The sequence below is a fragment of the Streptomyces sp. NPDC002793 genome (assembly GCF_040295485.1).
GTDB lineage: Bacteria > Actinomycetota > Actinomycetes > Streptomycetales > Streptomycetaceae > Streptomyces.
Genome location: NZ_JBEOVL010000068.1, coordinates 1 through 24,503, shown reverse-complemented (window position 1 = coordinate 24,503; position 24,503 = coordinate 1). Strand labels below are relative to the sequence as shown.

20 protein-coding genes, 1 tRNA gene and 1 pseudogene are annotated in these 24,503 nt (G+C 71.5%); 9 read left to right on the top strand and 13 right to left on the bottom strand.

All coding sequences use genetic code 11. The features are described from left to right. The first annotated feature begins 172 nt into the window (after positions 1-172). From ABT001_RS33855 to ABT001_RS33845, 3 genes are read left to right on the top strand one after another with little or no spacing between them, the layout of a single operon-like run. Positions 173-940, top strand: a complete 768-nt coding sequence (locus tag ABT001_RS33855) for a (Fe-S)-binding protein (RefSeq protein ID WP_351285327.1) — start codon at positions 173-175, stop codon at positions 938-940. Continuing rightward, positions 937-2,481, top strand: a complete 1,545-nt coding sequence (locus ABT001_RS33850) for a lactate utilization protein B (RefSeq protein ID WP_351285326.1) — start codon at positions 937-939, stop codon at positions 2,479-2,481. Before ABT001_RS33855 ends, ABT001_RS33850 begins: the two co-directional genes overlap by 4 nt. After that, positions 2,478-3,119, top strand: a complete 642-nt coding sequence (locus ABT001_RS33845) for a LutC/YkgG family protein (protein ID WP_351285325.1) — start codon at positions 2,478-2,480, stop codon at positions 3,117-3,119. Before ABT001_RS33850 ends, ABT001_RS33845 begins: the two co-directional genes overlap by 4 nt. A gap of 102 nt (positions 3,120-3,221) precedes the next feature. Here the strand turns inward: ABT001_RS33845 and ABT001_RS33840 are convergent, their stop codons facing one another. From ABT001_RS33840 to ABT001_RS33810, 7 genes are all read right to left on the bottom strand, one after another. Further along, positions 3,222-3,884: a fascin domain-containing protein gene (locus ABT001_RS33840; protein ID WP_351285324.1), complete on the bottom strand. Its 663-nt coding sequence runs from the start codon at positions 3,882-3,884 to the stop codon at positions 3,222-3,224. 477 nt (positions 3,885-4,361) lie between these two features. Continuing rightward, a complete protein-coding gene (locus tag ABT001_RS33835; protein ID WP_351285322.1) occupies positions 4,362-6,263 on the bottom strand; it encodes a DUF2264 domain-containing protein in 1,902 nt (633 codons plus the stop codon). Beyond that, complete coding sequence (locus ABT001_RS33830; RefSeq protein ID WP_351285320.1) at positions 6,260-7,288, bottom strand: hydroxyacid dehydrogenase; 1,029 nt, start codon at positions 7,286-7,288, stop codon at positions 6,260-6,262. The genes ABT001_RS33835 and ABT001_RS33830 overlap by 4 nt, the downstream gene beginning before the upstream one ends. 36 nt (positions 7,289-7,324) lie before the next feature. Further along, complete coding sequence (locus ABT001_RS33825) at positions 7,325-8,200, bottom strand: carbohydrate ABC transporter permease (RefSeq protein ID WP_351285318.1); 876 nt, start codon at positions 8,198-8,200, stop codon at positions 7,325-7,327. Continuing rightward, positions 8,197-9,195 (bottom strand): carbohydrate ABC transporter permease, encoded by a 999-nt coding sequence (locus ABT001_RS33820; RefSeq protein ID WP_351285317.1) that lies wholly within the window; start codon positions 9,193-9,195, stop codon positions 8,197-8,199. Before ABT001_RS33820 ends, ABT001_RS33825 begins: the two co-directional genes overlap by 4 nt. Positions 9,196-9,238: 43 nt before the next feature. Then, positions 9,239-10,606: an ABC transporter substrate-binding protein gene (locus tag ABT001_RS33815; RefSeq protein ID WP_351285315.1), complete on the bottom strand. Its 1,368-nt coding sequence runs from the start codon at positions 10,604-10,606 to the stop codon at positions 9,239-9,241. Positions 10,607-10,700: 94 nt separating this feature from the next. Further along, entirely contained in the window at positions 10,701-11,819 is a 1,119-nt protein-coding gene (locus ABT001_RS33810; protein ID WP_351285313.1) for a substrate-binding domain-containing protein, read from the bottom strand. Positions 11,820-11,965: 146 nt separating this feature from the next. Here ABT001_RS33810 and ABT001_RS33805 point away from each other — a divergent pair, with 146 nt between their 5' ends. Further along, the gene (locus tag ABT001_RS33805) at positions 11,966-12,733 is read left to right on the top strand and encodes a sulfite exporter TauE/SafE family protein (RefSeq protein WP_351285312.1); all 768 of its coding nucleotides are present in this window, start codon (positions 11,966-11,968) and stop codon (positions 12,731-12,733) included. Positions 12,734-12,755: 22 nt separating this feature from the next. On the opposite strand, the gene ABT001_RS33800 is transcribed toward ABT001_RS33805, so the two are convergent. Both ABT001_RS33800 and ABT001_RS33795 read right to left on the bottom strand, forming a co-directional pair. Then, on the bottom strand, positions 12,756-14,285 hold the full coding sequence (locus ABT001_RS33800) for an amino acid permease (RefSeq protein ID WP_351285310.1): 1,530 nt from the start codon (positions 14,283-14,285) through the stop codon (positions 12,756-12,758). A gap of 62 nt (positions 14,286-14,347) precedes the next feature. Then, positions 14,348-15,358, bottom strand: a complete 1,011-nt coding sequence (locus tag ABT001_RS33795; RefSeq protein WP_351285309.1) for a hypothetical protein — start codon at positions 15,356-15,358, stop codon at positions 14,348-14,350. 323 nt (positions 15,359-15,681) lie between these two features. Between ABT001_RS33795 and ABT001_RS33790 the strand changes: the two genes are divergently transcribed. From ABT001_RS33790 to ABT001_RS33780, 3 genes are read left to right on the top strand one after another with little or no spacing between them, the layout of a single operon-like run. Next, positions 15,682-17,166, top strand: a complete 1,485-nt coding sequence (locus tag ABT001_RS33790) for an FGGY family carbohydrate kinase (protein ID WP_351285307.1) — start codon at positions 15,682-15,684, stop codon at positions 17,164-17,166. Then, a complete protein-coding gene (locus ABT001_RS33785) occupies positions 17,163-18,584 on the top strand; it encodes an FAD-dependent oxidoreductase (protein WP_351285305.1) in 1,422 nt (473 codons plus the stop codon). Before ABT001_RS33790 ends, ABT001_RS33785 begins: the two co-directional genes overlap by 4 nt. Further along, positions 18,581-19,852, top strand: a complete 1,272-nt coding sequence (locus ABT001_RS33780; protein WP_351285304.1) for an FAD-dependent oxidoreductase — start codon at positions 18,581-18,583, stop codon at positions 19,850-19,852. The genes ABT001_RS33785 and ABT001_RS33780 overlap by 4 nt, the downstream gene beginning before the upstream one ends. Positions 19,853-19,870: 18 nt before the next feature. Here the strand turns inward: ABT001_RS33780 and ABT001_RS33775 are convergent, their stop codons facing one another. The 3 genes from ABT001_RS33775 to ABT001_RS33765 all read right to left on the bottom strand — a co-directional run bounded on the left by ABT001_RS33775 (position 19,871) and on the right by ABT001_RS33765 (position 21,375). Next, positions 19,871-20,245 carry a hypothetical protein gene (locus ABT001_RS33775; RefSeq protein WP_351285303.1) on the bottom strand — a complete coding sequence of 125 codons (375 nt, stop codon included), beginning with the start codon at positions 20,243-20,245 and terminating at the stop codon, positions 19,871-19,873. A 67-nt stretch (positions 20,246-20,312) separates the two neighbouring features. Beyond that, positions 20,313-20,735 (bottom strand): DUF350 domain-containing protein, encoded by a 423-nt coding sequence (locus tag ABT001_RS33770; RefSeq protein ID WP_351285302.1) that lies wholly within the window; start codon positions 20,733-20,735, stop codon positions 20,313-20,315. A gap of 106 nt (positions 20,736-20,841) precedes the next feature. Continuing rightward, a complete protein-coding gene (locus tag ABT001_RS33765; protein WP_351285300.1) occupies positions 20,842-21,375 on the bottom strand; it encodes a DUF309 domain-containing protein in 534 nt (177 codons plus the stop codon). A gap of 107 nt (positions 21,376-21,482) precedes the next feature. On the opposite strand from ABT001_RS33765, the gene ABT001_RS33760 reads away from it, so the two are divergent. Both ABT001_RS33760 and ABT001_RS33755 read left to right on the top strand, forming a co-directional pair. Continuing rightward, on the top strand, positions 21,483-24,140 hold the full coding sequence (locus ABT001_RS33760) for an ATP-binding protein (protein ID WP_351285299.1): 2,658 nt from the start codon (positions 21,483-21,485) through the stop codon (positions 24,138-24,140). Positions 24,141-24,190: 50 nt separating this feature from the next. Beyond that, positions 24,191-24,264: transfer RNA gene (locus ABT001_RS33755), tRNA-Pro, on the top strand. Positions 24,265-24,281: 17 nt separating this feature from the next. Here ABT001_RS33755 and ABT001_RS33750 read toward each other — a convergent pair. Continuing rightward, positions 24,282-24,503 (bottom strand): annotated as a pseudogene (locus ABT001_RS33750) (hypothetical protein); the annotation flags it as partial.

Here is a 24,503-nt window from a genome sequence, read left to right as displayed (position 1 = left end):
GACGACGTGGCCGGTCGACTCGAAGTCGAGCAGGGGCTCGGCCCAGGTCTTCTGGAACACCAGGCACAGGATCCCACACGCACCGTCCCCACTTCCGTTCCCTCTGCGTTCAGACTTCCCACTGCGGACCGAGGCTAGTATGGTCGGACCATAAATCGATCGAGGAGGCCTCATGCGAATCGGACTCTTCGCCACCTGCCTGGGAGACACACTTTTCCCGGAGGCGGTGAAATCCACCGCGGTGCTGCTCGCCCGCCTTGGCCACGAGGTGGTCTTCCCGCCGGACCAGACCTGCTGCGGCCAGATGCACGTCAACACCGGCTACCAGCGCGAACCCGTCCCGCTGGTGCGCAACTTCGCCGAGCAGTTCGGGGACGCCTCGATCGACGCGGTCGTCATGCCGTCCGGCTCCTGCGCCGGTTCCGTCCGTCACCAGCACCAGATCGTCGCCGACCGGTACGGGGACGCCGCGCTGCGCGCCGGGGTCGCCACGGTCAAGGCCAAGACGTACGAACTCTCCGAACTCCTCGTGGACGTCCTCGGGGTCACCCAGGTCGGCGCCTATTTCCCGTACCGCGTCACCTACCACCCCACCTGTCACTCGCTGCGCATGCTGCGGGTCGGAGACAAGCCGCTGAAGCTCCTGCGCGCCGTCGAGGAGATCGACCTGGTCGAGCTTCCCGAGGCCGACTCCTGCTGCGGCTTCGGCGGCACCTTCGCCGTCAAGAACGCCGAGACCTCCACCGCGATGCTCCAGGACAAGATGCGCAACATCTCCGACACGAAGGCCGACGTGTGCTCCGCCGGGGACTCGTCCTGCCTGATGCACATCGGCGGCGGGCTCTCCCGCATCAAGTCCGGCACGCGCACCCTGCATCTCGCGCAGATCCTCGGATCCACCCGTACCGCGCCGTACGCCCTGATGGAGGCCGCCCGATGAGCACGTTCCTCGGCATGCCCGCAGCCCCGCCCCGGTCCCCGTACGGAACGGGAAATCTGCGCGGCGACCGGAAGTTCCCCGAGGCGGCCCACGACGAACTGCGCAACGACCAGCTGCGCCGCAACCTCGGCAGAGCCACCCGCACCATCCGGACGAAACGGTTGAACGTCACGGGTGAACTCCCCGACTGGGAACCGTTGCGCGACGCCGGATCGGCCATCAAGACCGACACCATGAACCGGCTTCCCGAGCTCCTGGAACAGCTGGAGCGGAAGGTCACCGAGCGCGGCGGCACCGTCCACTGGGCGCGCGACGGCGTCGAGGCCAACGAGATCGTCACCCGGCTGATCAGGGCGACCGGCAGCAGTGACGTCATCAAGGTCAAGTCGATGGCCACCCAGGAGATCGGCCTCAACGAGCACCTCGAAGCGGCCGGCATCACGCCGTACGAGACCGACCTGGCCGAGCTCATCGTCCAGCTCGCCGACGACAAGCCCTCGCACATCCTGGTGCCCGCGATCCACCGCAACCGCGACGAGATCCGGCAGATCTTCCTCGACGAGATCCCCGGCGTCGACCCGGACCTCGACAACGTGCCCGCGCATCTCGCCGCCGCGGCCCGCGCCTATCTGCGTGAGAAGTTCATGACGACCAAGGTGGCCGTCTCCGGAGCCAACTTCGGCATCGCCGAGACGGGCACCCTCGCCGTGGTCGAGTCGGAGGGAAACGGCCGGATGTGCCTGACCCTGCCGGACACCCTCATCACGGTGATGGGCATCGAGAAGGTCCTGCCGCGCTACCAGGACCTGGAGGTCTTCCTCCAACTGCTGCCCCGCTCCTCGACCGGCGAGCGGATGAACCCGTACACCTCGATGTGGACGGGCGTGACGCCGGGCGACGGACCGCAGGACTTCCACCTGATCCTCCTGGACAACGGCCGCACCGCCGCGCTCGCCGACACGATCGGCCGCGAGGCGCTCAACTGCATCCGCTGCTCCGCCTGCCTCAACGTCTGCCCCGTCTACGAACGCGCCGGCGGCCACGCCTACGGATCGACGTACCCCGGCCCGATCGGCGCGGTCCTCACCCCGCAGCTCGCCGGGATGGACGCGGCGAAGAACGACCCCAACAGCTCGCTGCCGTACGCCTCCAGCCTCTGCGGCGCCTGCTTCGACGCCTGCCCGGTGAAGATCGACATCCCCTCGATGCTCGTCGAGCTGCGCCACCAGCACACCGAACAGTCCGGGATCACGGCGGAGGGGCTCGCCATGAAGGCAGCCGCCGGCGTGATGAAGAAGCCGAAACTCTTCACCGCGGCGCAGAAGGCCGCCTCCCTCGGGAGGGTCGTCGGCGGACGCGACGGCACCATCTCGCGTCTGCCCGCCCCGCTCAGCGGCTGGAGCGACAGCCGCGACACCGCCGCCCCGCCCAAGCAGTCCTTCCGCTCCTGGCTGGCGTCGGCCGAGGGTGCGGAGACGATGCGGGCGGCGGCCGACGAGGGCGCCCGGCGCACGGCCGAAGCCCCCGAGGAGGACCAGTGACCACCACCCCCACCGCACGCGACACGGTGCTCGGCCGGATCAGGGACGCCCTGGCCCTCGCACCCACCCCCGACACCGAGGCCCCCCGCGCCTACCGCACCGGCCGCGTCCTCCCGGACGGTGAACGGCTCGCGCTCCTCACCGACCGGCTCGTCGACTACAAGGCGCAGGTCCATCCCTGTACCCGGGACCGCACGGCCGCGGTGATCGCCGAGATCCTGCACGGGCTCGGCGCCCGGCGGATCGGCGTCCCGGACGGACTCGACGAGGAGTGGCTCAGCGCCTACGACGGCGAGCTCCAGCGGGACTCGGCGGACATCCCCGCACCGAGCCTCGACGCGCTGGACGGCGTGGTGACGGCCTCCACCGTCAGCTGCGCCGAGACCGGCACGATCTTCCTGGACGGTTCGCCCGACCAGGGGCGGCGTGCCCTGTCCCTCGTCCCCGACCTCCATGTGTGCGTCGTCGATCTGTCCTCGGTCGTCGCCGGTGTGCCGGAGGCGGTGGCCCGGCTGGTGCCGGAGAGGCCGACGACCCTGATCAGCGGCCCCTCGGCCACGTCGGACATCGAACTGGAGCGGGTGGAAGGCGTCCACGGCCCCCGCACCCTCGCGGTGGTGATCCGCACCGACGCCTGACCGTTCGGCCCGGCGCGGCCGGACGGCTTCGGTCCTTCGGGGCAAGAGAATGCCCCTGGCACCCGCGACCCGCGCGGGCACCAGGGGCACCGGAACCCTGCGTCAGACGAGCTCGTAGAGGACGAACTCCTCCCAGGAGCCGGTGATCTCGGCGGAGCGGGCGCGCAGCGTGTACTGGAGCGAACCCGTGTAGCTGTTCTCCATGGTGACGAAGAGCCCGTTCAGCGTGGACTGGAGGGCGTAACGGTCCAGGCCCTCGTTGTAGAACAGGACGAACCGCTCCCAGCCACCCGCGCTGGTGGACCGGGCACGCAGGATGTTCTGGGTGCTGCCGGTGTAGTTCTTCTCGACCGCCACGTAGCGGTTGTTCGCCAGGGACTTGATGGCGTACGTCTGGGAGGTCTCGTCCCACTCGAAGCCGAATCCCTCCCAGGCGCCGCCGACATCGGCGGAACGGGCCCGCAGCGCACCGGTGTTCGGCGCGGCGTAGTTGATCTCGGTCGCGACGAACTGCTCGTTGCGGGCGGACTGCAGGGCCAGGAGCTCGGGCTCCGCAGCCACGGTGGAGACACTGTCACCGGCGGCGAGCGGGGCCTTCCGGGTGTCCGCGCCCTCGGCGGTGCGGGCCAGCTCGGCGCCGTCCACGGCTACCCAGCCGCTGGGTACGGTGGCGGGTCTGTCGGCCACCGGCGTGGCTCCGGCCACGGGTGAGGCCAACACGGAGGCCGCGAGAACGGCGCTGAGGGACAGGAAAACGGACGTCATGCGTCGCACAGGTATTCCTCGCTTGTTGTCAGAAGAATTCCGAGCATGCGGAAAATGGTTTGCGATGGATCGACAATTGCCTTGCCGTGTCATTCATCGAAAGAACGGCCCGAGCGGACAGGAGTGTGCTGTCAGCTTTACCCGCCGCTGGCAGAGCCGTCCCCCAGATTTCCCGCAACCCCCGAAGGCTGAGGTCGACGCCCTCCCCGGGCGCCTCGTCAGCCACTGCGCCACTTGGCGAAGCAGCCTCAGCGTAACGGCGCGACGTGCTTTCCGGAAATGAATTGAAGGGATTCTGCGAAGTCTTGATCGCCGCCGTTCGGCATTACTGATTCCGCTGCTATCCGTTAAAGCGGGTGACGCCTCCTGTTTTCTTCGCTGTCATGTTGGGGCCCGGTCGCGCAATCCTTCATTTCTCGGTGAGGCCCCTTTCGTATGCCGCGAGCACGTCGACGGACATCCGCCGCCGGCCGGCCGTCAGAGGAGCGTGCCGTGGGTGACCGCCACCGGGGCGAAGCCGACGCGGGTCGTCGTACCGTCGTCGGCCCACCGCACCGTGACCGTCTCCCCGTTCACGTCCACCCCGCTCACCGCGGAGGCGAGAGGGCCGGCGTCCGGGTCGGCGGTGAGGGAGGCCAGGGCCACCAGCACACCGGTGCCCTCCACATCGGCGGACAGCCGGGGCAGCACCGCCCAGCGGGTGAAAGCCGTGCCCTGGGGGGCCCGTACGTCCTCCGGCCCCTCCCAGCCGTGCAGCCCGAGCAGAGCGGACCGCACCGCGCCTCCGGGGGCCGTCGCCCAGCCCGTCTCCTCGGCCGACGAACCGGCGGGGGCGGACAGGATCCGGTGCACCCGCAGTTCGTACCGTCCCCGGGCGACGGTCACGCTCTCCACCCTGAGCCCCGGCCAGGTCGGCGGTCCGTCCGGGAAGACCGGGACGTGCCAGGACGCCGCCCAGCCCCAGCCCTCCCCATGACCCGCGCCGAGTGGGTGGATGCGGACCCGGCTGCTGCGGGAACCCCCGACGCGCAGCGAGAGATGATTGTCCGCCGTGTTCGCGGCCGCCGTGGGGCCGGTCGCCGTCGAATACGCGAGGCGCGCGTAGAGCGGGTCCGACAGGTCCGCAGTCTCACCCTCGTGCGGCCGGACGTGGTCGCTGCCGTGGTTGTGCAGCCGTACGACGCCGTCCGCCCGGGTCGACTGCACCAGCAGCCCCGGAGACGGCAGCGACAGCACCCGGTCCGGGCCCTCGCTGGGGGCTGCCTCCTCCTCGGCCGTCCACAGCGGGTGATCCGCCGGGGCGAGCAGCGAGACGAAGGCCTTCGACGCCCAGTACGGCGACGACGGGCCGGAGTACACCTGGAGCGACGCGTCGTGCGGACCGTGCCAGCCCAGGCTCAGCAGACCGTCGTCCCCGAACGAACCGCGCTCCAGGAAGTACCGCAGCGATCCGCTGATCAGCCGCCGGGAGACGCCCGGCGCCAGGGGGGTATGGCCGGACACCGCGCCCATCCCGACAGCGGCACCCGCCGCGAATCGGTAGGTGAGGGAACGCCCGAAGTGCAGCGGGGCCCCGTCCGCGCCGAACATCAGCGAGAAGCTCTCCAGATGCTCGCTCAGCCGTGCGCCGTAGTGTGCGGACAGCTCGGCGTCGCCCGACAGATGTGCGTCCAGCACCGGATACAGGTGCAGCGCCCAGCCGTTGTAGTGATCGAAGGCACGCCCGTCCCCGTCCGCGTACCAGCCGTCGCCCCGGTACCAGACCTCCAGCAGGTCGAGTGCGCGCTGCCGGGCCCGGGACGTCTCCGCGTCGCCCCGGCCGACCGACTCCAGGAATCCGGCGACGGAGAAGGGGAAGAGGTACCAGTTGTTGGGCGCGGGGGAGTGCCGGAGGGAGCCGCGCAGCCACTCCTCGGCACGGTCCTGGGTCGCCGCGTCCAGCCGGTCCCACAGCCAGGGGCGGGTGAGCCGCAGCCCGATCGCCACGGACGCGGACTCCACCATCGGCTGGCCGAACACGGTGTGGTCCCGGATCAGCGGCCAGGACTCGGCGTCGTCCCGCCCGGCGGTGCGGGTGCCGGCGGTGAGCCCGTCGGCGTACCGCTCCAGCCGGTTGTGCGGGTCCTCGCCCGCCGCGCCCGCGACCCGGAACGCGGCGGTGAGAAACGTACGGGCGTAGCCCTCCAGCCCGTCGGAGCGGACACCGGAGCGGGAGGGCCGGCCCGGCAGGTCGAGGAGGGCCCCGCCGGGGGTGGCCCATTTCCAGGCGGCGTCCAGGAGACCGTCCGCCACCGCTTCCCAGTGCGCCCGGGTGCAGCCGGTGTACGGGCTCGACGCGCGGTCGTCGGAGGGGAGGTCGAAGGGAATGAGGGAGGTCATGCGAGGAAGGCCAGCCTTTCGCGTCGTACGGGATGGGCGAAGCCGTCGCCCGACGCCCAGCGGGCGACCTCTCCGACCGCCAGATCGGCCAGCCGCCGGAGTTCGTTGCCCTGGGAGCCCGCGAGATGGGGGGTGATGGTCGCGTTGGCGCAGTCCCACAGCGGATGGTCCGCCGGCAGCGGATCGGGATCGGTGACATCGAGCACCGCCCGGATCCGGTCCGCCCGCAGTGCGTCCGTGAGGGCGTCCTGGTCGACGACCGCTCCCCGGGCCGTGTTGATGAGGACGGCGTCGGGCCGCATCGAGGCGAGCAGCCCACGGCTGACCAGCCCCGTGGTCGCGGGCAGCAGGGGCGTGTGGACACTCACCACGTCGCTCTCCGCGAAGAGCCCGGCCAGAGTGACGGGCCGGACCCCGAGATCGGCGGCCTCCGCGTCCGTGACATACGGGTCGTGGAGCAGTACCCGCAGCTCGTAGGGCCGCAGCAGCTCGATCACCCGGCGGCCGACCAGTGAGGCGGACAGAATGCCCACCGTGCGGCGGTAGTTGCCGACGCCGGGCGGCATGGCGAGCCAGTTGTCGCGGATGCGCGTGGCCCGGTAGTCCCGGGCCCGTTCCAGGGAGCGCTTGCCGGAGAGCAGGATCATCGCGAGGGTGTACTCGGCGACCGGGAGCGCGTTGGCCGCCGCTGCCGACGAGACCTCGATGCCCCTGTCCCAGCAGGCGTCGGTGACATGGCCGCGCACGCTGCCCGCCGTGTGGACGACGGCCCGCAGAGCGGGTGCGGTGGCCAGGACACCCGCGTGGACCGGCGGGCAGCCCCAGCCGGTGACCAGGATCTCCGTGTCCGCGAGTGCGGCCCGGGCCGCCTCGGTCGTGAAGTCGTCGATCGCGGGCCCGGGTGCGAGGTCGCAGACCTCGGCCAGCGCCGTCAGGGAGCCGGGGGAGAGCACCGCGGCTGCGGCGTCGGCTCCCATGGCGAGCGCGGTGCGCGGCCGGCGGTGTGCGGGGGGAGTGCTGGGCATGGTTCTCCTGGTCGGTGGTCCGGTGGGGGGGGCTGGCTACTTGACGGCGCCCGCCGTCAGCCCCGACCGCCAGAATCGCTGGAGCAGGGCGAAGGCGAGGATCAGGGGCACCACGGCGAGCAGCGACCCCATGACGACGACGGGGTAGTACTCGGGCGATACGGAGGCGGCGCTGTTCCAGGAGTACAGGCCGAGGCTGACCGGATACAGGTCCTGTTCGGACAGCATCACCATGGGAAGGAAGAAGTTGTTCCAGATGGCCGTGAGCTGGAAGAGGAAGATGGTGACCAGCCCCGGCCCCAGCATGCGGAGCGCCACCCGGACGTAGGCTGCCAGTTCGCCCGCACCGTCCATCCGCGCGGCTTCGAGCACCTCGTCGGGCACGTATCCCTGGCTGAAGATCCGGCCGAGATAGACCCCGAACGGATTGAAGAGGACGGGGATGAAGACGGCCCAGAAGGTGTTCACGAGACCGGTGCCGGAGGCCATCAGATAGAGCGGCAGCGCGAGCACGGTCTGCGGCACCATGACCGCGGCCAGCACCAGGCCGAACAGCTTCTCCTTGTGGGCGAAGCGGTACTTGTCGAAGGCGTAGCCGCACGCGATGCTGATCAGCGCGCCGAGGGCCGCGCCGAGCACCGCGTACAGAAGGCTGTTGCCGTACCAGCGGCCGTACAGCCCGCCGTCCATGGCGAACAGGTCCCGCATGTTCTGGACGAAGGAGAAGTCGCTCAGCGACAGGATGTTGCTGCTGAACAGCGCGTCCCTGTCCTTCCCCGAGGCGAGCACCAGCCACAGCACGGGCAGCAGGGTGTACAGCACCGAGACGAGGACGACGAGGTTGACGACGGAGCGCCCGAGGAGCCGGGGCCGCAGGGGCGGGACGGTGCGGGGCGCGGTCGGAGCGCTCATCGTGCGCCCTCCTCGGCGGCGGTGCGGTTGGTCCATCGGGTGACGCCGTAGGAGAGGGCGATCGTGCACAGCAGCAGGATGACCGAGGCGGCCGCCGCGAGACCGTAGTTGTTGCGGGTGAAGGCGGCGTCGTAGATGTACATGCTGGGCGAGAAGCGCGAACTGATCATCGGGGTCGACTGGCTCAGCAGCATGGGCTCGGTGAAGAGCTGGAGTGCGAAGATGAGGGTGAACATCGCGACCATCACGATCGACGAGCGCACCAGCGGTGCCTTGACCTGGAGGGCCGTGCGGACGGGGCCCGCGCCGTCCACGACCGACGCTTCGATCACCTCGCGGGGGACCGCCTGCAGGGCGGCGTAGAACACGACCATGTTGTAGCCGAGGTTGCTCCACAGCGCGATGTTCACGATGGACGGGAGCACCGTGTGCACCCCGAGGAAGTCGATGGTGATGTCGGCCCTGCCGAGCAGGTCGATGACCGGGCTGATGCCCGGGGTGTACAGGTACAGCCAGATCAGGGCGGCGATGATGCCGGGCACCGCGTGCGGGAGGAACAGCGCCAGTTGGACGGTGCCCCGCAGACGGACCACTCCCGAGTCCAGCAGCAGCGCGAGCACGAGGGCGCCGACGACCATCAGCGGGATGTAGACCAGGCAGTACAGGGCGACGATGCCGAGACCGCCGAGGAAGGTCGGGTCCGCCAGTACGGCGGTGTAGTTGCGGAGCCCGGCGAAGACCGTGCGTTCCGGGCCGAAGCCGAGTCCGGGCTGGTCGTCGCTGAAGAAGCTCAGGTAGAGGGCGGTGGCGACCGGGATCAGGAAGACGGTCACCAGAAGGACGAAGAACGGCGTCATCAGAACACCGCACGCGCCCAGTTCACGCCGCCGGGCGGACCTTCGGGGCGTGGGCACCGGAGCGGTGCCGGCCGGATTCCTGGACGGCGGCCGCGCGGAGGTGTCCGCCGGGACGGGTACGGGGGTGGTGCTGGCCATGGGTGTCACCTGCCTCTCTGCTGCTGGGAACGGCGGTCGCCGGTCAGGTGGAGTGCTGGGTGGTGGAGAGACCGAGAGCCCTGAGGTCGGGCATCGTGCCCTCCTGCGCCGCCCGGACCGCTCCGAGGATGGAGCCCTGCCCGCCGCTCGCCCGCGCCAGCCCGTCCTTCATGAGCTTGCCGGTCGCCGTCATCCGGGGGCCCCAGATCCAGCCCGGACGGATCTTGTGGGCCTCCTGCTCGAAGAGGGTGTAGATGTCCTGGCCGCCGTAGTAGGCACGCTCGAAGGCCTTGCGGCCCACCTCGACCAGCCCGGGGGCGGCGGGGTACTGGCTGCTGGCGCCGCTGGAGAGACGGGCCCGCAGGGCGTCCGGGTGCGAGACCTGCCAGGCGATGAACTCCATCGCGGCCTCGGGGTGCGCACTGTCCTGGGTGATCGCGAACGTCGAGCCGCCATGGGTGCCGACACCGGGATCGGCCGTGTCCCACTGGGGGAGCGGCGCGAGCGCCCACCGGCCCTCCTGGCCCGGGTGGGCCTTCATCTGCGCACCGGCGTCCCAAGCGCCGCTGAGCCTGCTGAGCACCAGCCCGTTGCCGATCTGGACATCGCTGTGCCGGCTCTCCACCGCGTTCATGAAGACGAGGTCCTCGTCGGTCAGGCGCTGCCAGAAGGCGGACACCCGACGGGTGGGCGTGTCGGCGAGCGAGACGTTCCAGGCGCCGCCCGACGTGTCGAACCACTGGGCGCCCGCCTGCCAGGCGAACGCGGCGAGGTGGGTGTCACCGTCCGTCGGGAAGAGTGCCATCCGCCGGTCACCGCCCCTGCGGCGTACGGTCCTTGCCGCGCCCTCGAACTCCTCCCAGGTACGCGGGACGGTCAGTCCGTACCGCTCGAAGAGGTCGGTGCGGTAGTGCAGCACCATCGGCTCTATGTCGAGCGGGATGCTGAACACCCGCTTCTCGAAGGTGGTCAGTCCCAGCGCCTGCGGCAGCAGTCGGCTACGCAGTCCCTCGCCGACCAGGTCCGTGAGGTCACGGCAGACCCCGTCGATGGCGAAGCCCGGGACCTGGGGGTATTCGATGGTGGCGACGTCCGGGGCGTTGCCGGCCCGGGCCGCGTTGCTGAGCTTGGCGTAACCGCCCTGGGTCCCGCTGGGGACCTGCTGGTAATCGACCTGAATGGTGTCGTGGCCCCGGTTGAACGCGTCCACGACCTCCTGGCTGCCCCGCAGGGCGGACCAGAAGGTGATGCGGGTCTTCCTGCCCGTCCTGCTGCTCACGGTCCTGCCGGTACTGCTCGTCCCGCCCGATCGTGTGTCTCCGCCACCGACCGAGCAGGCGCTGAGCGCGCCTGTCAGAGGCAGTGCGGCGATCGTGGCGAGCACGGATCGACGGCTCTGTCGACCAGGCATGTGCGCCTCCCGCGGCTCCTGATTCGAGACACGGGGAATACTGATCGACCGACCGATAGCGGTCAATGGATCGATCAAAAGAAGCTTTAAGTGTTCAAACGATCGGTTCGGCGGATGGCGCGACCGCGGTCGATCCGCGCACCACGAGAGCGGGCAGCAGCTCCGTCCGGCGCACCGGACCGGCCGGACGGCGCAGCCGGTGCAGCAGGATCTCGGCCGCCGCCCGCCCGATCTCGGCCCGCGGCGGGGCGACCGCGGTGAGAGCGGTACTGCCCAGGGCCGCGACCACGTCGTCGTACGCCACCACGGAGCAGTCCCGTGGCACCTGCACCCCGCTCTCCGTCAACCGCTGGACCAGCATCAGGGCGTCCTCGTCGCCGTGCAGGACGGCTCCGGTCATGCCTCGTTCCCGCAGCAGCGCCGTGAGATCGGGGACCGCCTCCTGTGTGCCAGGCCCGCCGGGGCCCGCGTTCGGTGAACTGAGCACCACCGCCCAGTCCTCCACCTCGGGCCGGGCGGCGGCGATCTCGGCGAACGCGGCACGGATGGAGCGCGCCGTCGGGCTGTCGTTCCTGGCCGCCATGACGAGCCGGCGGTGGCCGAGCGAGACCAGGTGCTCCACGGCCAGATGGACCCCGTACCAGTGGTCGGAGCACACCGAGTCCATGGCGTGCAGCGCGCTGCCGGGCCGGGGCCGACGCTCCATCAGGACCGTCGGCACCCCCACCCCGGCGAGCCAGCCGTGGTCCGCCTCCTCGTCGGCGGCGCCGCGCCACCGCGGGGCGATCAGCAGGCCGCGCACACCCGCGGCCAGGGCCCGCTCCACCTGCGCCCGTTCGGCCCCGGCCGCCTGGGGTGCGATGTAGAGGGCGGTTCGTACGCCCGCCTCCTCCAAGGCGGTCCGGGCGCCGTGCACGGTCTCGTAGAGGTACGAATGCCGCTCCGGAGCGACCAGGGCGATCGCGGCCCCGTCACCGGCCGGTTCACCGCTCCGGGCGGCCGGCACGGCCGTGGCCGGGCCGGTGTCCCCCATCGGCCGCACGACCCCGTGCCCACGCCGCAGCATTCCCGTCCTGGCCAGCTCCTCCACGTCCCGCCGGAGCGTGACCGCGGAGACGTCCAGCTCGGCGGCGAGCGCGCTCACCTTGACGGCGCCACGCGCGTGCACCACCGCCAGGATGCGCCGCCGCCTCACATCGACCGGCTCCCGCATGCTGGCCCCCTGCCCACCGCTGTGCGATGTTCGTTTGAACGTTTCCATGAGCGATCGCAGCATAGCGAGAGCTTCGTGTCCCAGGGCGGTCACCGGACGGAACGACGATCCGCCGAGCGGAAGATGTGTCTACCATCTGAACCGGAATGGACACCATCACACTCTGGCAACTGGCCGCGCTCGCGGCGGCATCCTTGCTCGTCGGCTTCTCCAAGACCGCCGTCAGCGGTGCCAATACGATCAGTCTCGCGGTCTTCGCGGCCGTCCTCCCGGCCCGCGAATCGACCGGTGTACTGCTCCCGATCCTGATCGCGGGCGACATCATCGCCGTGCTGGTCTACCGCCGCCACGCCCACTGGCCGACCCTGCTGAGGCTCTTCCCCGCCGTCGCCGTGGGTGTGGTGGCCGGCACCGTCTTCATGCTGTGGGCCGACGACGAGGCCGTACGCACCTCGATCGGCGCGATCCTGCTCCTCATGGCAGGCGTCACCCTCTGGCGCCGGCGGGAACGGCCCCAGCCGCCCCCGGACGAGCAGGACACGCGGGGACCTTCGCGCGGCGGGCGTCTGAAGGCACGCTCGTACGGGGTGCTCGGTGGATTCACCACCATGGTCGCCAACGCGGGCGGCCCCGTGATGTCGCTCTACCTGCTGTCGGCGGGCTTCCGGAAGCTGGGTTTCCTCGGGACGTCGGCGTGGTTCTTCCTGATCGTCAACACCTCCAAGGTGCCCTTCAGCGTGGGACTCGGCCTCATCGACGCGCGGTCGCTCCTGCTGGACGCCGCCCTGGTGCTGTTCGTCGTCCCGGGCGCCTACCTCGGCCGCGCCTGCGTCGGCCGGATCAACCAGAAGCTCTTCGACCGGATCGTGATCGGAGCCACCGTCCTGGGCGGCCTCCAGCTGCTGCTCCACTGAAGGCCGCCCGGAGGAGGCACGGTCAGACGATGCCCTCGGCGATCTCCGCCTGCTCACGGGCGTTCCCGTACGCGGACGGAGTGCTGTACGTACGGCGCGCGACGAACCACCAGACGGTGGCCAGGACCAGTACGACGACCAGGGCGATCGACGCGTAGTTCATCGAGTCGATCGTCACCGGAGAGGACTGCGGCAGCAGGAACAGCACGCTCACGATGGCCACCCACACCACGGCGATCCACCCGATCGGCTTCGACCAGCGGCCCAGATGCCAGGGACCGCGCTCGAAACGGTCCCCGGCGCGCAGCTTCAGGTAGATCGGGATGGCGTACGCCGGGGTGATCCCGATGACGTTGATCGCCGTCACCGCCCCGTACGCGGTCGCCGAGTACAACGAGGGCACCGCCAGCAGCGCGGCGACACAGACCGACAGCCACACGGCGGGCACCGGCGTCTGGGTCCGCGCGCTGACCCTGCGCCACAGCGCCGAGCCGGGCAGCGCGTTGTCACGGCTGAAGGCGAAGACCATCCGGCTCGCCGCGGCCACCTCGGCGTTGCCGCAGAACAGCTGCGCCGCGATGACGATCAGCAGCATGGCGGTGGCGCCCGCCGTGCCCAGCGCGTCGATCAGGATCTGCGCGGGCGGGACCCCGGTGGCGCTGTTCTGCGTACCCGCGTAGTCCTGGATGGCGAAGGTCAGTCCGGCCAGGAGGACGAAGCCCGCGATCCAGGACACCCAGATCGCCCGGACGATGCCCTTGGCCGCCGTCACCGAGGCGTTGGACGTCTCCTCCGACAGATGGGCGGAGGCGTCGTAACCGCAGAAGGTGTACTGCGCCAGCAGCAGGCCGATCGCCGCCACGTAGAGGGGGTTCTCCCAGCCCGTGTCGTTGACGAACTCGGTGAAGACGAACGACGGCGACTGGTGGTTCGCGGGCACGATCGCCAGCACCGTCACGATCACTGCGACACCGGCCAGGTGCCACCAGACGCTGATCGAGTTGAGCACACTGACCAGGCGCACACCGAACAGGTTGAGCACGGCGTGCAGCAACAGGATGCAGAGGAAGATCACCATGGTGGATCCGGGGGTGGGATCGAATCCCCACTGCAGATTGAGCAGTGCGCCCGTGAACAGCGCCGCCCCGTAGTCGATGCCGGCGATCGCGCCCAGCAGTCCGAGCAGGTTCAACCACCCGGTGTACCAGCCCCACTTACGGCCGCCGAGCCGGTCGGCCATGTAATACAGGGCCCCCGATGTCGGATACGCGCTGGTGACCTCGGCCAGGGCCATGCCCACACAGAGCACGAACAGGCCGACGCCGGCCCAGCCCCAGAGCATCACGGACGGGCCACCCGTCGACATGCCGAAGCCGTACAGCGTCATGCAGCCGGAGAGGATCGAGATGACGGAGAAACTGATCGCGAAGTTACCGAAGCCGCCCATACGGCGGGCCAGTACCGGCTGATAGCCGAGCTCGCGCAGCCGTTGCTCTTCGTCCTTCTGCGGCATGGGCTCCGTGCTCGACGGGGTCGAGGCGGATATGGACATGGAGAAGACCTCCAGGTGGGGGGACGGGCACGGGGGGAATGTGCGTGGGCGGGAGCTGCCGGTCAGCCGTGTGGTGGTTCCCGGCCGGGCTCGGGTCCGGCGGCCAGGCAGCGGCTCCGGGCCCGCAGGAACACGTCCTCGGCACCGGCGGGATCGTGCGGCGCGCGGGTGCGGTGGGCCCACGGGAGCGACGTGTAGTACGGGCCCAGCGCCCGGAACACCGGTGCGGCGTCCGCGAACCGCAACGAACCCCACAACGCGTGCGCCAGGTAATTGAGATCGAGCAGGCCCCGGGACGCCGGAGCGGCCGCGGTGAACCAGACGTGCAGGGCGCGCAGGGCGTCGCGCTCCCCGTCCTCGGTGACCCAGTGCAGGTCCAGCGCCCGCTCGCTACCGTGCTCACGGCGGTAGCGCTCCACCCGGACGTACAGCGGCAGCACCTGGAGCGCCGAGCCCTCCGGAGCGGAAGAGGCTGCCCACTGGACGAAGTTGACCGCTTCGGAGAGCGTGCCGCGCGCCTGCCTCGCGTAGACGAACTGCAGCATCCGGTGGTAGGCCTCGCGATTGAACGGATCGCGTTTGTCGGCCTCCGCCAGCAGCCCCCACGGCCCGGGGAACAGCATCGGGCCGGGCGGCATCAGACGGTGCTCCTCCAGACGCTGCCCCTCGTCGAGCTGGGACAGCGCGAGGAGACAGACCCAGGGCACCGGGTCCGCAGGGGAGGCGTGCGCCGCCGAGCGGCATCCCTCCCAGGCCTCCTGCCACAGCTTCTGGGAGCTCGGGCGGCTTTCCCGATGGGCGCGTACGGCCCGTTCCACGGCCACCCGGGCGCGCATCACCAGGGCCGCGACACTCCGCGGCTCCTCGGCGAGCCAGGCGTGCACCGTGTCGGAGCCCGCCGCCACGGCCGCGAGGACCTGGGTCCGCTGGGTCCACAGCGCCCAGTCCGGGGTGCTCTCCAGGAGATCGCGCATGGCGAGCCAACGGCCGGTACGCAGATCCTGCAGCGCCACACGTAACGCGTGGTCGTGTCCTGCGGGATGGTAGACCGGCCGGAACTCACCGGTAGCCATGTGCGCGCCCCGGCCCTGAACACGCGTGAGGGGCGGGGCGGAAAGCCGGGCACAGCGGCACGGCGCAGGTTCTTCTCGACATGAGTCCTCAAGGAGCGTGGGGGGTCGGGCCATCAGACCGCGGACAGCCGGTGGTCATCGTCCGGTTGTCCACTCGGCGGAGAGTGTAGAGCGCTGCGAGCCCGGTATCCGGTGACTCTGCGGATCTTACTCAAGTAGCCTTCCCGCGCAGGACGTTGATCTCCGTCGGGGGCTTCGTACGGGATGTTCTGGAGAGGCTTGACGCCGGGACCGGTCTGCACGACTGTGGGCGCAGGGAGCAGATGATCACGATTCCGCCCGGCTCCGGGCGGTCCGCAGGGCTGGAGCGTCGATTGTCAGGACCGGTACTCGCCATCGACCAGGGGACGTCAGCGACCAAGGCGCTGGTGATCTGCCCCGAGCGGGGGGTGATCGGTTCCGGTTCCGCTCCCGTGCGCCCGCGGTACGGACCCGGAGGGCTCGTGGAAGCCGATCCCGCCGAGCTGATCGGGTCGGTCCTGGACGCCGGCCGGCAGGCGGTGGCGGACGCCGCGGAACCCGTGGCGGCCGTCGGCCTGGCCAACCAGGGCGAGACGGTGCTGGCCTGGGACCCCGTGACCGGTCGGCCACTGACCGACGCCGTGGTCTGGCAGGACCGGCGCGCGGAAGGGATCTGTGACGGACTCGCCGCACACGCCGACGAGCTCAAGCGGCTCACCGGGCTGCCCCTCGACCCGTACTTCGCCGCACCCAAGATGGCGTGGATACGCCGTGAGCTGACCAGGGACGGGGTCGTGACCACCAGCGACTCCTGGCTCGTCCACCAGCTGACCGGAGCCTTCGTCACCGACGCAGCGACCGCGGGACGCACCCAGCTCCTCGGCCTCCACGACGTCGGCTGGTCGCCCACCGCCCTGGAGGTCTTCGGCCTGTCCGACGAGCGGTTGCCCACCGTCGTCGACTGCGCCGGGCCGGTCGGTACCACCACCGCGTTCGGCGGCGACGTCCCCCTGACCGGCCTCCTCGTCGACCAGCAGGCCGCCTTGCTGGCACAGGGCGCCCTGGAGCCCGGCCAGGCCAAGTGCACCTACGGCACCGGGGCGTTCCTCCTCGCCCAGACCGGCCGCCGGCCCAGCACGGGCTCCACCGGCCTGGTCAGCTGTGTCGCCTGGCGCCTCGGCGGGCGTACGGACTACTGCCTGGACGGCCAGGTCTACACGGCCGCCTCGGCCGTGCGCTGGCTCACCGACCTCGGGGTGATCTCCGGGGCGGCCGACCTCGACCCGGTGGGCACCTCGGTCCCCGACGCGGGCGGAGTCACCTTCGTCCCCGCACTCGCCGGCCTCGCCGCCCCGTGGTGGCGAGGCGACCTGCGCGGCTCCCTGACCGGCCTCGCCCTCGGCACCACCGCGGGCCATCTGGTCCGCGCACTCTGCGAGGGCATCGCCGCGCAGGTCGTCGCCCTGGCCGACGCCGTCGCGACCGAGCAGGGCGCCCCGCTGACCGCACTGAGGGGCGACGGCGGCCTGACCCGCTCCACCCTGCTCATGCAGACCCAGGCGGACCTCCTGCAACGGCCGGTCGAGGTGTCGGCGCTGCCCGAGGTGACCGCGCTCGGCGCCGGAGTGGTGGCCAGGCTCGGGCTCGAACCGGGGCTGCCGCCGAGCCGGGCGACCCCGGAGTGGCGGCCCTCCGCCGTGTACGAACCACGGATCGGCCCCGACGAGGCGGCGGAGCGCATGGCGCGCTTCCGCGCGGCCGTCGACAGCCTGCTGGAGCGCGCGTGACCGTCACCCTCACCACCGCCGGCCCCCTGCCCCCGGAGAAGGACGCGGAGAACACCTACGACGTCACCGTCGTCGGCGCCGGCGTCGTCGGCGCGGCCATCGCCCGCGAGCTGGCCCGCCACCCCCTGCGCACCGCCCTGGTCGACGCCGCCGACGACATCGGCAACGGCACGTCGAAGGCCAACACCGCGATCCTGCACACCGGGTTCGACGCCGTACCCGGGTCACTGGAGGCCCGACTCGTACGCGAGGGACACGAGCTCCTCACCGCGTACGCAGCCGAGACCGGTATCCCCGTCGAGCGGGTCGGGGCCCTCCTCGTGGCCTGGGACGAGGAGCAGCTCGACCGGCTGCCCCGGCTGCGGGCCAAGGCCGAACGCAACGGCTACCTCGCCTCCCGCATCATCGACGCCGACGAACTGCGGGCCCGTGAACCACATCTGGGTCCCGGCGCGCTCGGCGCGCTCGAAGTCCCCGACGAGAGCATCATCTGCCCCTGGACCACCCCGCTCGCCTTCGCCACCCAGGCCGTCCGGGCAGGCGTACACCTGCACCTGAACTGCCGGGTGCGGGACGTCGCGAGCGACGACGGAGGCCACACGCTCACCACCTCGCGCGGCCCGCTGCGCACCCGCCACCTGGTCAACGCCGCCGGGCTGCACGCCGACGAGATCGACCGGCTCCTGGGCCACGACGTCTTCACCGTGACGCCGCGCCGAGGCCAGCTCGTCGTCTTCGACAAGCTCGCCCGCGAGCTCGTCGGTCACATCCTCCTGCCGGTCCCCGGCCCGGCGGGCAAGGGCGTCCTGGTCGCCCCGACCGTCTTCGGCAACGTACTCCTCGGGCCCACCGCCGAGGAGCTCGACGACAGGACCGCCACCGGGTCCACCGCCGAAGGCATCCACCTGCTCCGGGAGAAGGGACGCCGGATCCTGCCCGCGCTCCTCGACGAGGAGGTCACCGCCGTCTACGCGGGCCTGCGCGCCGCCACCGGCCAGGAGGACTACCGCATCCAGGAGTACCCCGCCCTGCGCTACGTCGCCGTGGGCGGCATCCGGTCCACCGGCCTCACCGCGTCCATGGCGATCGGCCGCCACGTGAAGGACCTGCTCGCTGCCACCGGCCTGCACCTCGACGAGCCACGCCCGCTCCCGCCCCTCACGATGCCCAACCTCGGCGAGGCGTTCCCCCGCCCCTACCGGAACGCCGCCCTGATCGCCGAGGACCCGGCGTACGGCACCCTCGTCTGCCACTGCGAACAGGTCACCCTCGGAGAGATCCGGGACGCCCTGTCCGCGACGATCCCGCCGCACTCCCCGGACGGCCTGCGGCGCCGTACCCGCGCCCGCGGCGGCCGTTGCCAGGGCTTCTACTGCGGCGCCGCCGTCCGCGCCCTGTTCGAGGAGGCGCGCCGATGACCGGCGACGCACGCGAGGTCGACGTCCTGATCGTCGGCGGGGGGCCCGCGGGCCTCGCGGCCGGAGCCGAACTCGCCGGGGCGGGAGCGGGCCGGGTGGAGATCCTGGAACGCGAACAGGAGGCCGGCGGAATCCCCCGCCACTGCCACCACGGCGGATTCGGCGGGCGCCTCGAACGGGCCGCCCACGCCTGGGCGTCGGCCGCCGGATCCGCGTACGCCGGGGGAGGGACGAGCGGTCCCGCCTACGCCCGGCGGAGTGTGGCCGCCGCCCTGGACGCGGGCGCCGCACTGCGCACCGGAGTCACCGTCACCGGCTGGTCCGGGCCACGCACCGTCGAGACCACCGGCCCCACCGGACTCGAACGGATCACCGCCCGTGCCGTCGTTCTTGCCACCGGCGCCCGGGAACGGCCCCGCAGCGCCCGCCTGATTCCCGGCACCCGGCCGTCCGGCGTCTACACCACCGGCGAACTCCAGCAGGCCGTCCATCTGTACGGGCAGCGGATCGGCACCAGGGCGGTGGTCGTCGGCGACGAGCCGGTCGGCCACGCGGCCGCCGCCACCCTGCGCGCCGCCGGGGTGCAGGTCGTCGCCATGGTCACCGATCAGCCGCCCCGCCCGGTCCGCGCGCGTAACCGGCGCATCCCGGTGCTGACCGGCGCCACGGTGACGGCCCTCACCGGCAGAACCAGGCTCTCCGGGGTGACAGTTCGCCACGACGACGGCCGGACGGCCACGCTGCGTTGCGACACCGTCGTCCTGACCGGCGACTTCATCCCCGACCACGAACTGGCCCGACGCGGTGGCATCGTCCTCGACCCCGGCACCCGGGGACCCGCCTACGACGCCGCGTACCGCACGTCGCGGCCGGGCGTCTTCGCCGCCGGGAATCTGCTGCACGCCGTCGAGCGCGCGGGTTTCGCCGCCCAGGAGGGCAGGGCCGTGGCCGTACCCGTGCTGCACCGGCTGGCAGGCACGGAGGAACCCGACGGAGGAGGACGCCCTCTGGTCCTGGACACACCCCTGCGGTGGATCGCGCCCAATGTGACGGGGCCGGACGGGGCGCGCCCACCGGAGAACCGGTTCGTGCTGCGCACCGCGCGGCGGCTGCCCCGGCCGCTGCTCGTCGTCTCCCAGGACGGGCGTGAACTCCACCGGCAGCGACTGCTGCTGCCCGCCGTTCCCGGCCGGTCGTTCACTCTCGCGGCCGACTGGCTCGACCGGGTCGACCCGGCCGGCTCGTCGGTACGGATCGCCGCCGTCTGACGGGGCGGCGGGGCCGGTTCAGGGGATGAGCAGCCAGTCCGCGCCGACGGCCGCCACCAGCCCGGCGCCCAGCAGCCAACTGCCGAGCCGGGTACGGCCGTTCCTGCTGAGCTCGATCACCACACCGCACAGGATGAGCGCGAGTCCGTAGACGCCGACGACCAGGACCGAGGAACGGCTCGCGATCCGCAGGGCCAGGACGACGGCCATCGCCGCCATTCCCACCGACGAGAGGACGATCCGCAGCCGCCGGGCCTGACGCGGTGTGAGTCTCCGCTCCGGCGCGGCGGATCCGGGCGTCTCCGGTATCGCCGCAGGGCTCTCGCCCGGCTCCTGGTCCTGCTCCTGGTGCTGATCCTGGTGCTGATCCTGGTCCTGGTCCGAAGTGCTCATGACGCCGGATCGTAACGGCTGCGCTCGGCGGCGTTCACCGGACCGGGAGATCACCCGGGAACCAGGGTCAGGCGATCGACGCCGAAACGATGGCGGACACCGCCAGGTTGCAGGAAGCCGTCACCCAGACCGCCGGATGATGCTCCCGCTCCACCAGCGTGGCCCCCAGCTTGCCGGGCGTGACCAGGTCCACGACGAGGAAGGCCACCGCCATCATGATGAGACCGAGCAGCCCGAACGCGGCGGTCGAGGCGAGTCCCTTGCCGAAGTCCTCGTACGTCGTCCAGATCGACGTGAACACGATGCCGCCGATGCCCAGCAGCGCCGAGCTCAGGAGCAGCGCCGCGTTGCGGTTGCGCTCCTCCCATATCTGACGGCCGAGCTTGCCCGGCGTCAGCGCGTCGATGAGGAAGATGCCGAGAACGAGCAGTACGACGCCGAGGGCCCCGTATGCGGTGGCACGGCCGAGGCCGTTGATGATGTCGGTCATCGGGGCGTCCGTCTCCTGGAGCGAGTTGTCGAAGAATGGAACGTGGGAATGACGGACGTGACCAACACGCCGTCAAGAAGGAGCAAAACCTATCGCACGTACGTGCCTACTTCTCGGGCCGGTCCCCCCGGAGCAACCGAGGGGCCTCCGCCGCGGCGTCCACGAGCGCGGCACCTCCCCGCCCGGCCCCCGTGGCCTCGTGCCCCGCAGGCTCCACACGGCCGGCCAACTCAGTCGCCCAGGCGATGAGTCCGCCCACTCCGATCCCGTGCGGATCCGATGACCGGAACCCCTCGACGGCGACGGCCCCCCGCCTCAACAGCCGTGCCCCGCCCGCGATGTTCCCCCGGGCGGCATGGGTCAGACCCACCGCCATCTGTGCGAGGCCCCGCCACAGCTCCCGCTCCGTGTCCGGACCCGACTTCCAGGCGTCCTCGAACACCTCGTGTGCGTGGAACGGCATGCCAGCGTCCAGCAGCCGCTGCGCCTCTCGCACCGTCTCACCGGGAGAGCGGACCACCCCTTCGGGCTGCCGCTCCACCCCGGGGGTCCCGTACGGCAGGGGGCGCCCCAGCCCGTCCCTGGGGCGCGCGTTGCGCGCCCGCCCTTCCTCGTCGCGGTCCCTGCGAGATTCGTCCACCCTCCGATTGTGCCTCGCACCTGCGGATTCTGACGGGAACCCTGTCCTTGGGCACCCGCGCGCGGATAGGCTCTGTGCTCTCCGCAACCACCCTGGGAAGGGGAGGCATGAAGCCGTCCCGGCCGCTGTACGAGCGCGAACCGGAACTCGCCGCCGCCGCGAAGGCCCTGGACGCCCTGTGCGGCGGACAGGCGGAGGGCGGGCTGCTGGTGTTCAGCGGCGAAGCGGGTATCGGCAAGACCGCCCTGCTCGCCGAGATCAAGGCCATGGCCGCCGACCGCTGCACCATCTGGTCCGCACGCGGCGGCGAGACGGTCACCTCGGTGCCGTTCCACGTCGTACGCCAACTGCTCCAGCCCGCGCTGGACCGGTTCCCCGCCGATGAGACCCGCGCTCTGTTCGGAGACTGGTTCGAGATCGCCGCGCCCGCTCTCGGCCTCGCCGAGCCCAGCGGCCCGCAGCCCGACCCGCAAGGCGTCAGGGACGGCCTCGACTACGTCGTGTCGCGGCTCGCCTCACGCCTCAGCCACCGGCCGCTGCTCCTGATAGTGGACGACGCGCACTGGGCCGACGGCGAATCCCTGGCCTGGCTCGCCGGATTCACCGCGCGGCTCTCCGAACTGCCCCTGCTGGTCGTCCAGGCACACCGGCCCCAGGAACTCGCCGACCGCAACGCCGACTGGGCCATCGCCCGCACCTCGGAGAGCGCCGGAGCCGCGGGACACCCTGCGCTGCTCCGGGTGGCGCTGCGTGCGCTGACCCCGGAGGCCACGGCCGTCCTCGTGCGCGCCGGCCTGGGAGACCACGCGGACGACCCGTTCTGCCGCGAGGTGTGGGCCGTCACCGGAGGCAATCCGTACGAGGCCGTCGAGCTCGTCGCCAAGGCACAGGACCGCGAACTGGCACCGGTCGAGGAATCTGCCGGACTCCTGCGCGAGCTCGGGGCGTCGGCCAGGGGCAGCGGACTCGTCGCCCGGCTCGAACGCCTGGGCACCAACGCCAACCGCTTCGCCTGGGCGGCGGCCGTGCTCGGCACCGAGATCTCGCAGGAACTCGCCGCCACGCTGGCCGGTATGAGCTCGGCCGAGGCCGCCGACTGCACGGCCCGACTGCGGGACGCCCGTATCGTCAGCGGCTTCGACCCGCTTGAATTCGTCCACCCGCTCATCGCCACCGCCGTCTACCGTTCCATCCCGCCGGCGACCCGCACCGCCATGCACGGCCGGGCGGCCTGGGCGATCACTCAAGCCGGCCTCGGAGCCGCGGCGGCCTCCCGCCATCTGCTCGAAGTCCACCCGGACGACGACCAGGAGCTGGTCGCGCAGCTCCGTGAGGCAGCACGGCAACACCTCGCGGTCGGCGCCCCGGAGGCCGCCAGGCGCTGCCTGGAGCGCGCCCTGGAGGAACCACCCCGCCACCGAGACCGGGCGGCCCTGCTGTACGAGCTGGGCTGCGCCACGCTGCTCTCCTCACCTGCCACCACGGTGCAGCACCTGCGCGCCGCGCTCGACACGCCAGGGCTCGACGAGACACTCCGGATCGACGCCACCTTCCGGCTCGCCGCCGCCCTGTCCCACAACAACCAGCTCAAGGACGCGGCGCTCTCACTCGCTGCCGAAGCCTCCCGCACGGCTCCGGGCCCCGGCCTGATGCGTCTCCAGGCCGCGCACTTCCTGTGGGAGGGCATGCAGGCCGACGAGGACGACGGCCCCGGACGGTCGGCGCGCCTCGCCCACAACGCGGACCACCTCAAGGGCCGCGACAACGCCGAGCGCGCCCTGCTCACCCTGCGGGCTTTCGACGCCATGCTCCGCGGCGAGAACGCCCAACTCGTCACCGGATTCTGCGAACGCGCACTCGTGGACGGACGGCCCGCGCGCGGGCTCGGCTGGACCGACTCCGAATGGGGCTTCGAACTCCCGGCCATGGTGGGCATCACCTACGCGTTCACCGACCGGCTCGACCGGGCCGAGGCGCTCTTCGGCGAGGCCGTGCGCGCCTTCGAGATCTCCGGCTGGAGCGGTGCCCACCTCGCGTTCTCACACACCCTCCTGGGCCTCGTCCACCGCAGGCGCGGCCGCCTCGCCGAGGCCGAGGGCTTCCTGCGCGAGGGGCTGCGCCTCGCGGACCGTGCCGGCAGCGGACTCCCCGTCCACTGGGACGCCACGTGTCTCCTCGTCGACACCTTGCTCGCCCGCGGCCGGACGGCGGAGGCCCGGCTGGTCGCCGACCGGTACGGCTTCGGCCCGCCATATCCCAGCGCGATGGTCCTGCCGGACGCCCCGTGCGTACGGGGACGGCTGCTGCTGGCCGAGGGCCGCACCAAGGAGGCCGTGGCCGAGCTGGAAGCGGCGGGGGCGGCGCTGGAGCCACGAGGCCGGTTCAACGGCGTCTGGGCCCCCTGGGCCGGGGACCTCGCCCGCGCCCTCGCCGGCACGGACCCGGTCCGCGCCGCCGATCTGGCCGCCCGGGCGCGCGTCCACGCAGAGCGCTTCGGCACGGACACGGCCATCGGCGAAGCCCTGCGCTGCGTGGCGCTCTTCGCGCCCGAGGAGGAGGCCGTCCAGCTGCTGGCCGAGGCCGTGAGCCACCTCGAGGTGTCCTCCTCCGCCTACGAGCACGCCCTGGCACGCTTCGAGTACGGCACCGCGATCCGCTCGCAGCGGGAGGTCGCCCGCGCCCAGAAGCTGGCCACCGCCTGTGGCGCGGAGGGACTGGCGACCCGCGCCCAGCAGGTACGGGCGTCGATCCGGTCCTCGGAGTGAGGTAATGTTTGTCCTGCGCAGCCGCCCGGGAACACCGGGAGGAAGTGCAGCGGGACGTGGCGCAGCTTGGTAGCGCACTTGACTGGGGGTCAAGGGGTCGCAGGTTCAAATCCTGTCGTCCCGACTGGAGACAGTCGCAGGTCAGGGCCGGTTTCGGAGAAATCCGAAACCGGCCCTGAGCCGTTTCTGGGGAGTCAGTCCCGTGTGTCGGAGGTCGTGGCGGCGCAGATGCTCGTAGCCGAGCTTGGTGACGACGTCGTCCCAGTGCGTGGCGTCGCGCAGGACGGCGGTGGAGATACGTCCGCCGCGCGGGCCCGTGAACAGGCGCGCGTCCGGATTGGGGCCTGCGGACAGGATGCGCTG

What these genes read in the sequence shown, in the direction of transcription:
- ABT001_RS33775 (WP_351285303.1), bottom strand. Translation starts at nt 20,245, where the DNA reads ATGAGCACTTCGGACCAGGACCAGGATCAGCACCAGGATCAGCACCAG.
- ABT001_RS33840 (WP_351285324.1), bottom strand. Translation starts at nt 3,884, where the DNA reads ATGACGTCCGTTTTCCTGTCCCTCAGCGCCGTTCTCGCGGCCTCCGTG.
- ABT001_RS33830 (WP_351285320.1), bottom strand. Translation starts at nt 7,288, where the DNA reads ATGCCCAGCACTCCCCCCGCACACCGCCGGCCGCGCACCGCGCTCGCC.
- ABT001_RS33795 (WP_351285309.1), bottom strand. Translation starts at nt 15,358, where the DNA reads ATGGCTACCGGTGAGTTCCGGCCGGTCTACCATCCCGCAGGACACGAC.
- ABT001_RS33800 (WP_351285310.1), bottom strand. Translation starts at nt 14,285, where the DNA reads ATGTCCATATCCGCCTCGACCCCGTCGAGCACGGAGCCCATGCCGCAG.
- ABT001_RS33825 (WP_351285318.1), bottom strand. Translation starts at nt 8,200, where the DNA reads ATGAGCGCTCCGACCGCGCCCCGCACCGTCCCGCCCCTGCGGCCCCGG.
- ABT001_RS33820 (WP_351285317.1), bottom strand. Translation starts at nt 9,195, where the DNA reads ATGGCCAGCACCACCCCCGTACCCGTCCCGGCGGACACCTCCGCGCGG.
- ABT001_RS33790 (WP_351285307.1), top strand. Translation starts at nt 15,682, where the DNA reads ATGATCACGATTCCGCCCGGCTCCGGGCGGTCCGCAGGGCTGGAGCGT.
- ABT001_RS33850 (WP_351285326.1), top strand. Translation starts at nt 937, where the DNA reads ATGAGCACGTTCCTCGGCATGCCCGCAGCCCCGCCCCGGTCCCCGTAC.
- ABT001_RS33760 (WP_351285299.1), top strand. Translation starts at nt 21,483, where the DNA reads ATGAAGCCGTCCCGGCCGCTGTACGAGCGCGAACCGGAACTCGCCGCC.
- ABT001_RS33855 (WP_351285327.1), top strand. Translation starts at nt 173, where the DNA reads ATGCGAATCGGACTCTTCGCCACCTGCCTGGGAGACACACTTTTCCCG.
- ABT001_RS33815 (WP_351285315.1), bottom strand. Translation starts at nt 10,606, where the DNA reads ATGCCTGGTCGACAGAGCCGTCGATCCGTGCTCGCCACGATCGCCGCA.
- ABT001_RS33805 (WP_351285312.1), top strand. Translation starts at nt 11,966, where the DNA reads ATGGACACCATCACACTCTGGCAACTGGCCGCGCTCGCGGCGGCATCC.
- ABT001_RS33810 (WP_351285313.1), bottom strand. Translation starts at nt 11,819, where the DNA reads ATGCGGGAGCCGGTCGATGTGAGGCGGCGGCGCATCCTGGCGGTGGTG.
- ABT001_RS33770 (WP_351285302.1), bottom strand. Translation starts at nt 20,735, where the DNA reads ATGACCGACATCATCAACGGCCTCGGCCGTGCCACCGCATACGGGGCC.
- ABT001_RS33835 (WP_351285322.1), bottom strand. Translation starts at nt 6,263, where the DNA reads ATGACCTCCCTCATTCCCTTCGACCTCCCCTCCGACGACCGCGCGTCG.
- ABT001_RS33780 (WP_351285304.1), top strand. Translation starts at nt 18,581, where the DNA reads ATGACCGGCGACGCACGCGAGGTCGACGTCCTGATCGTCGGCGGGGGG.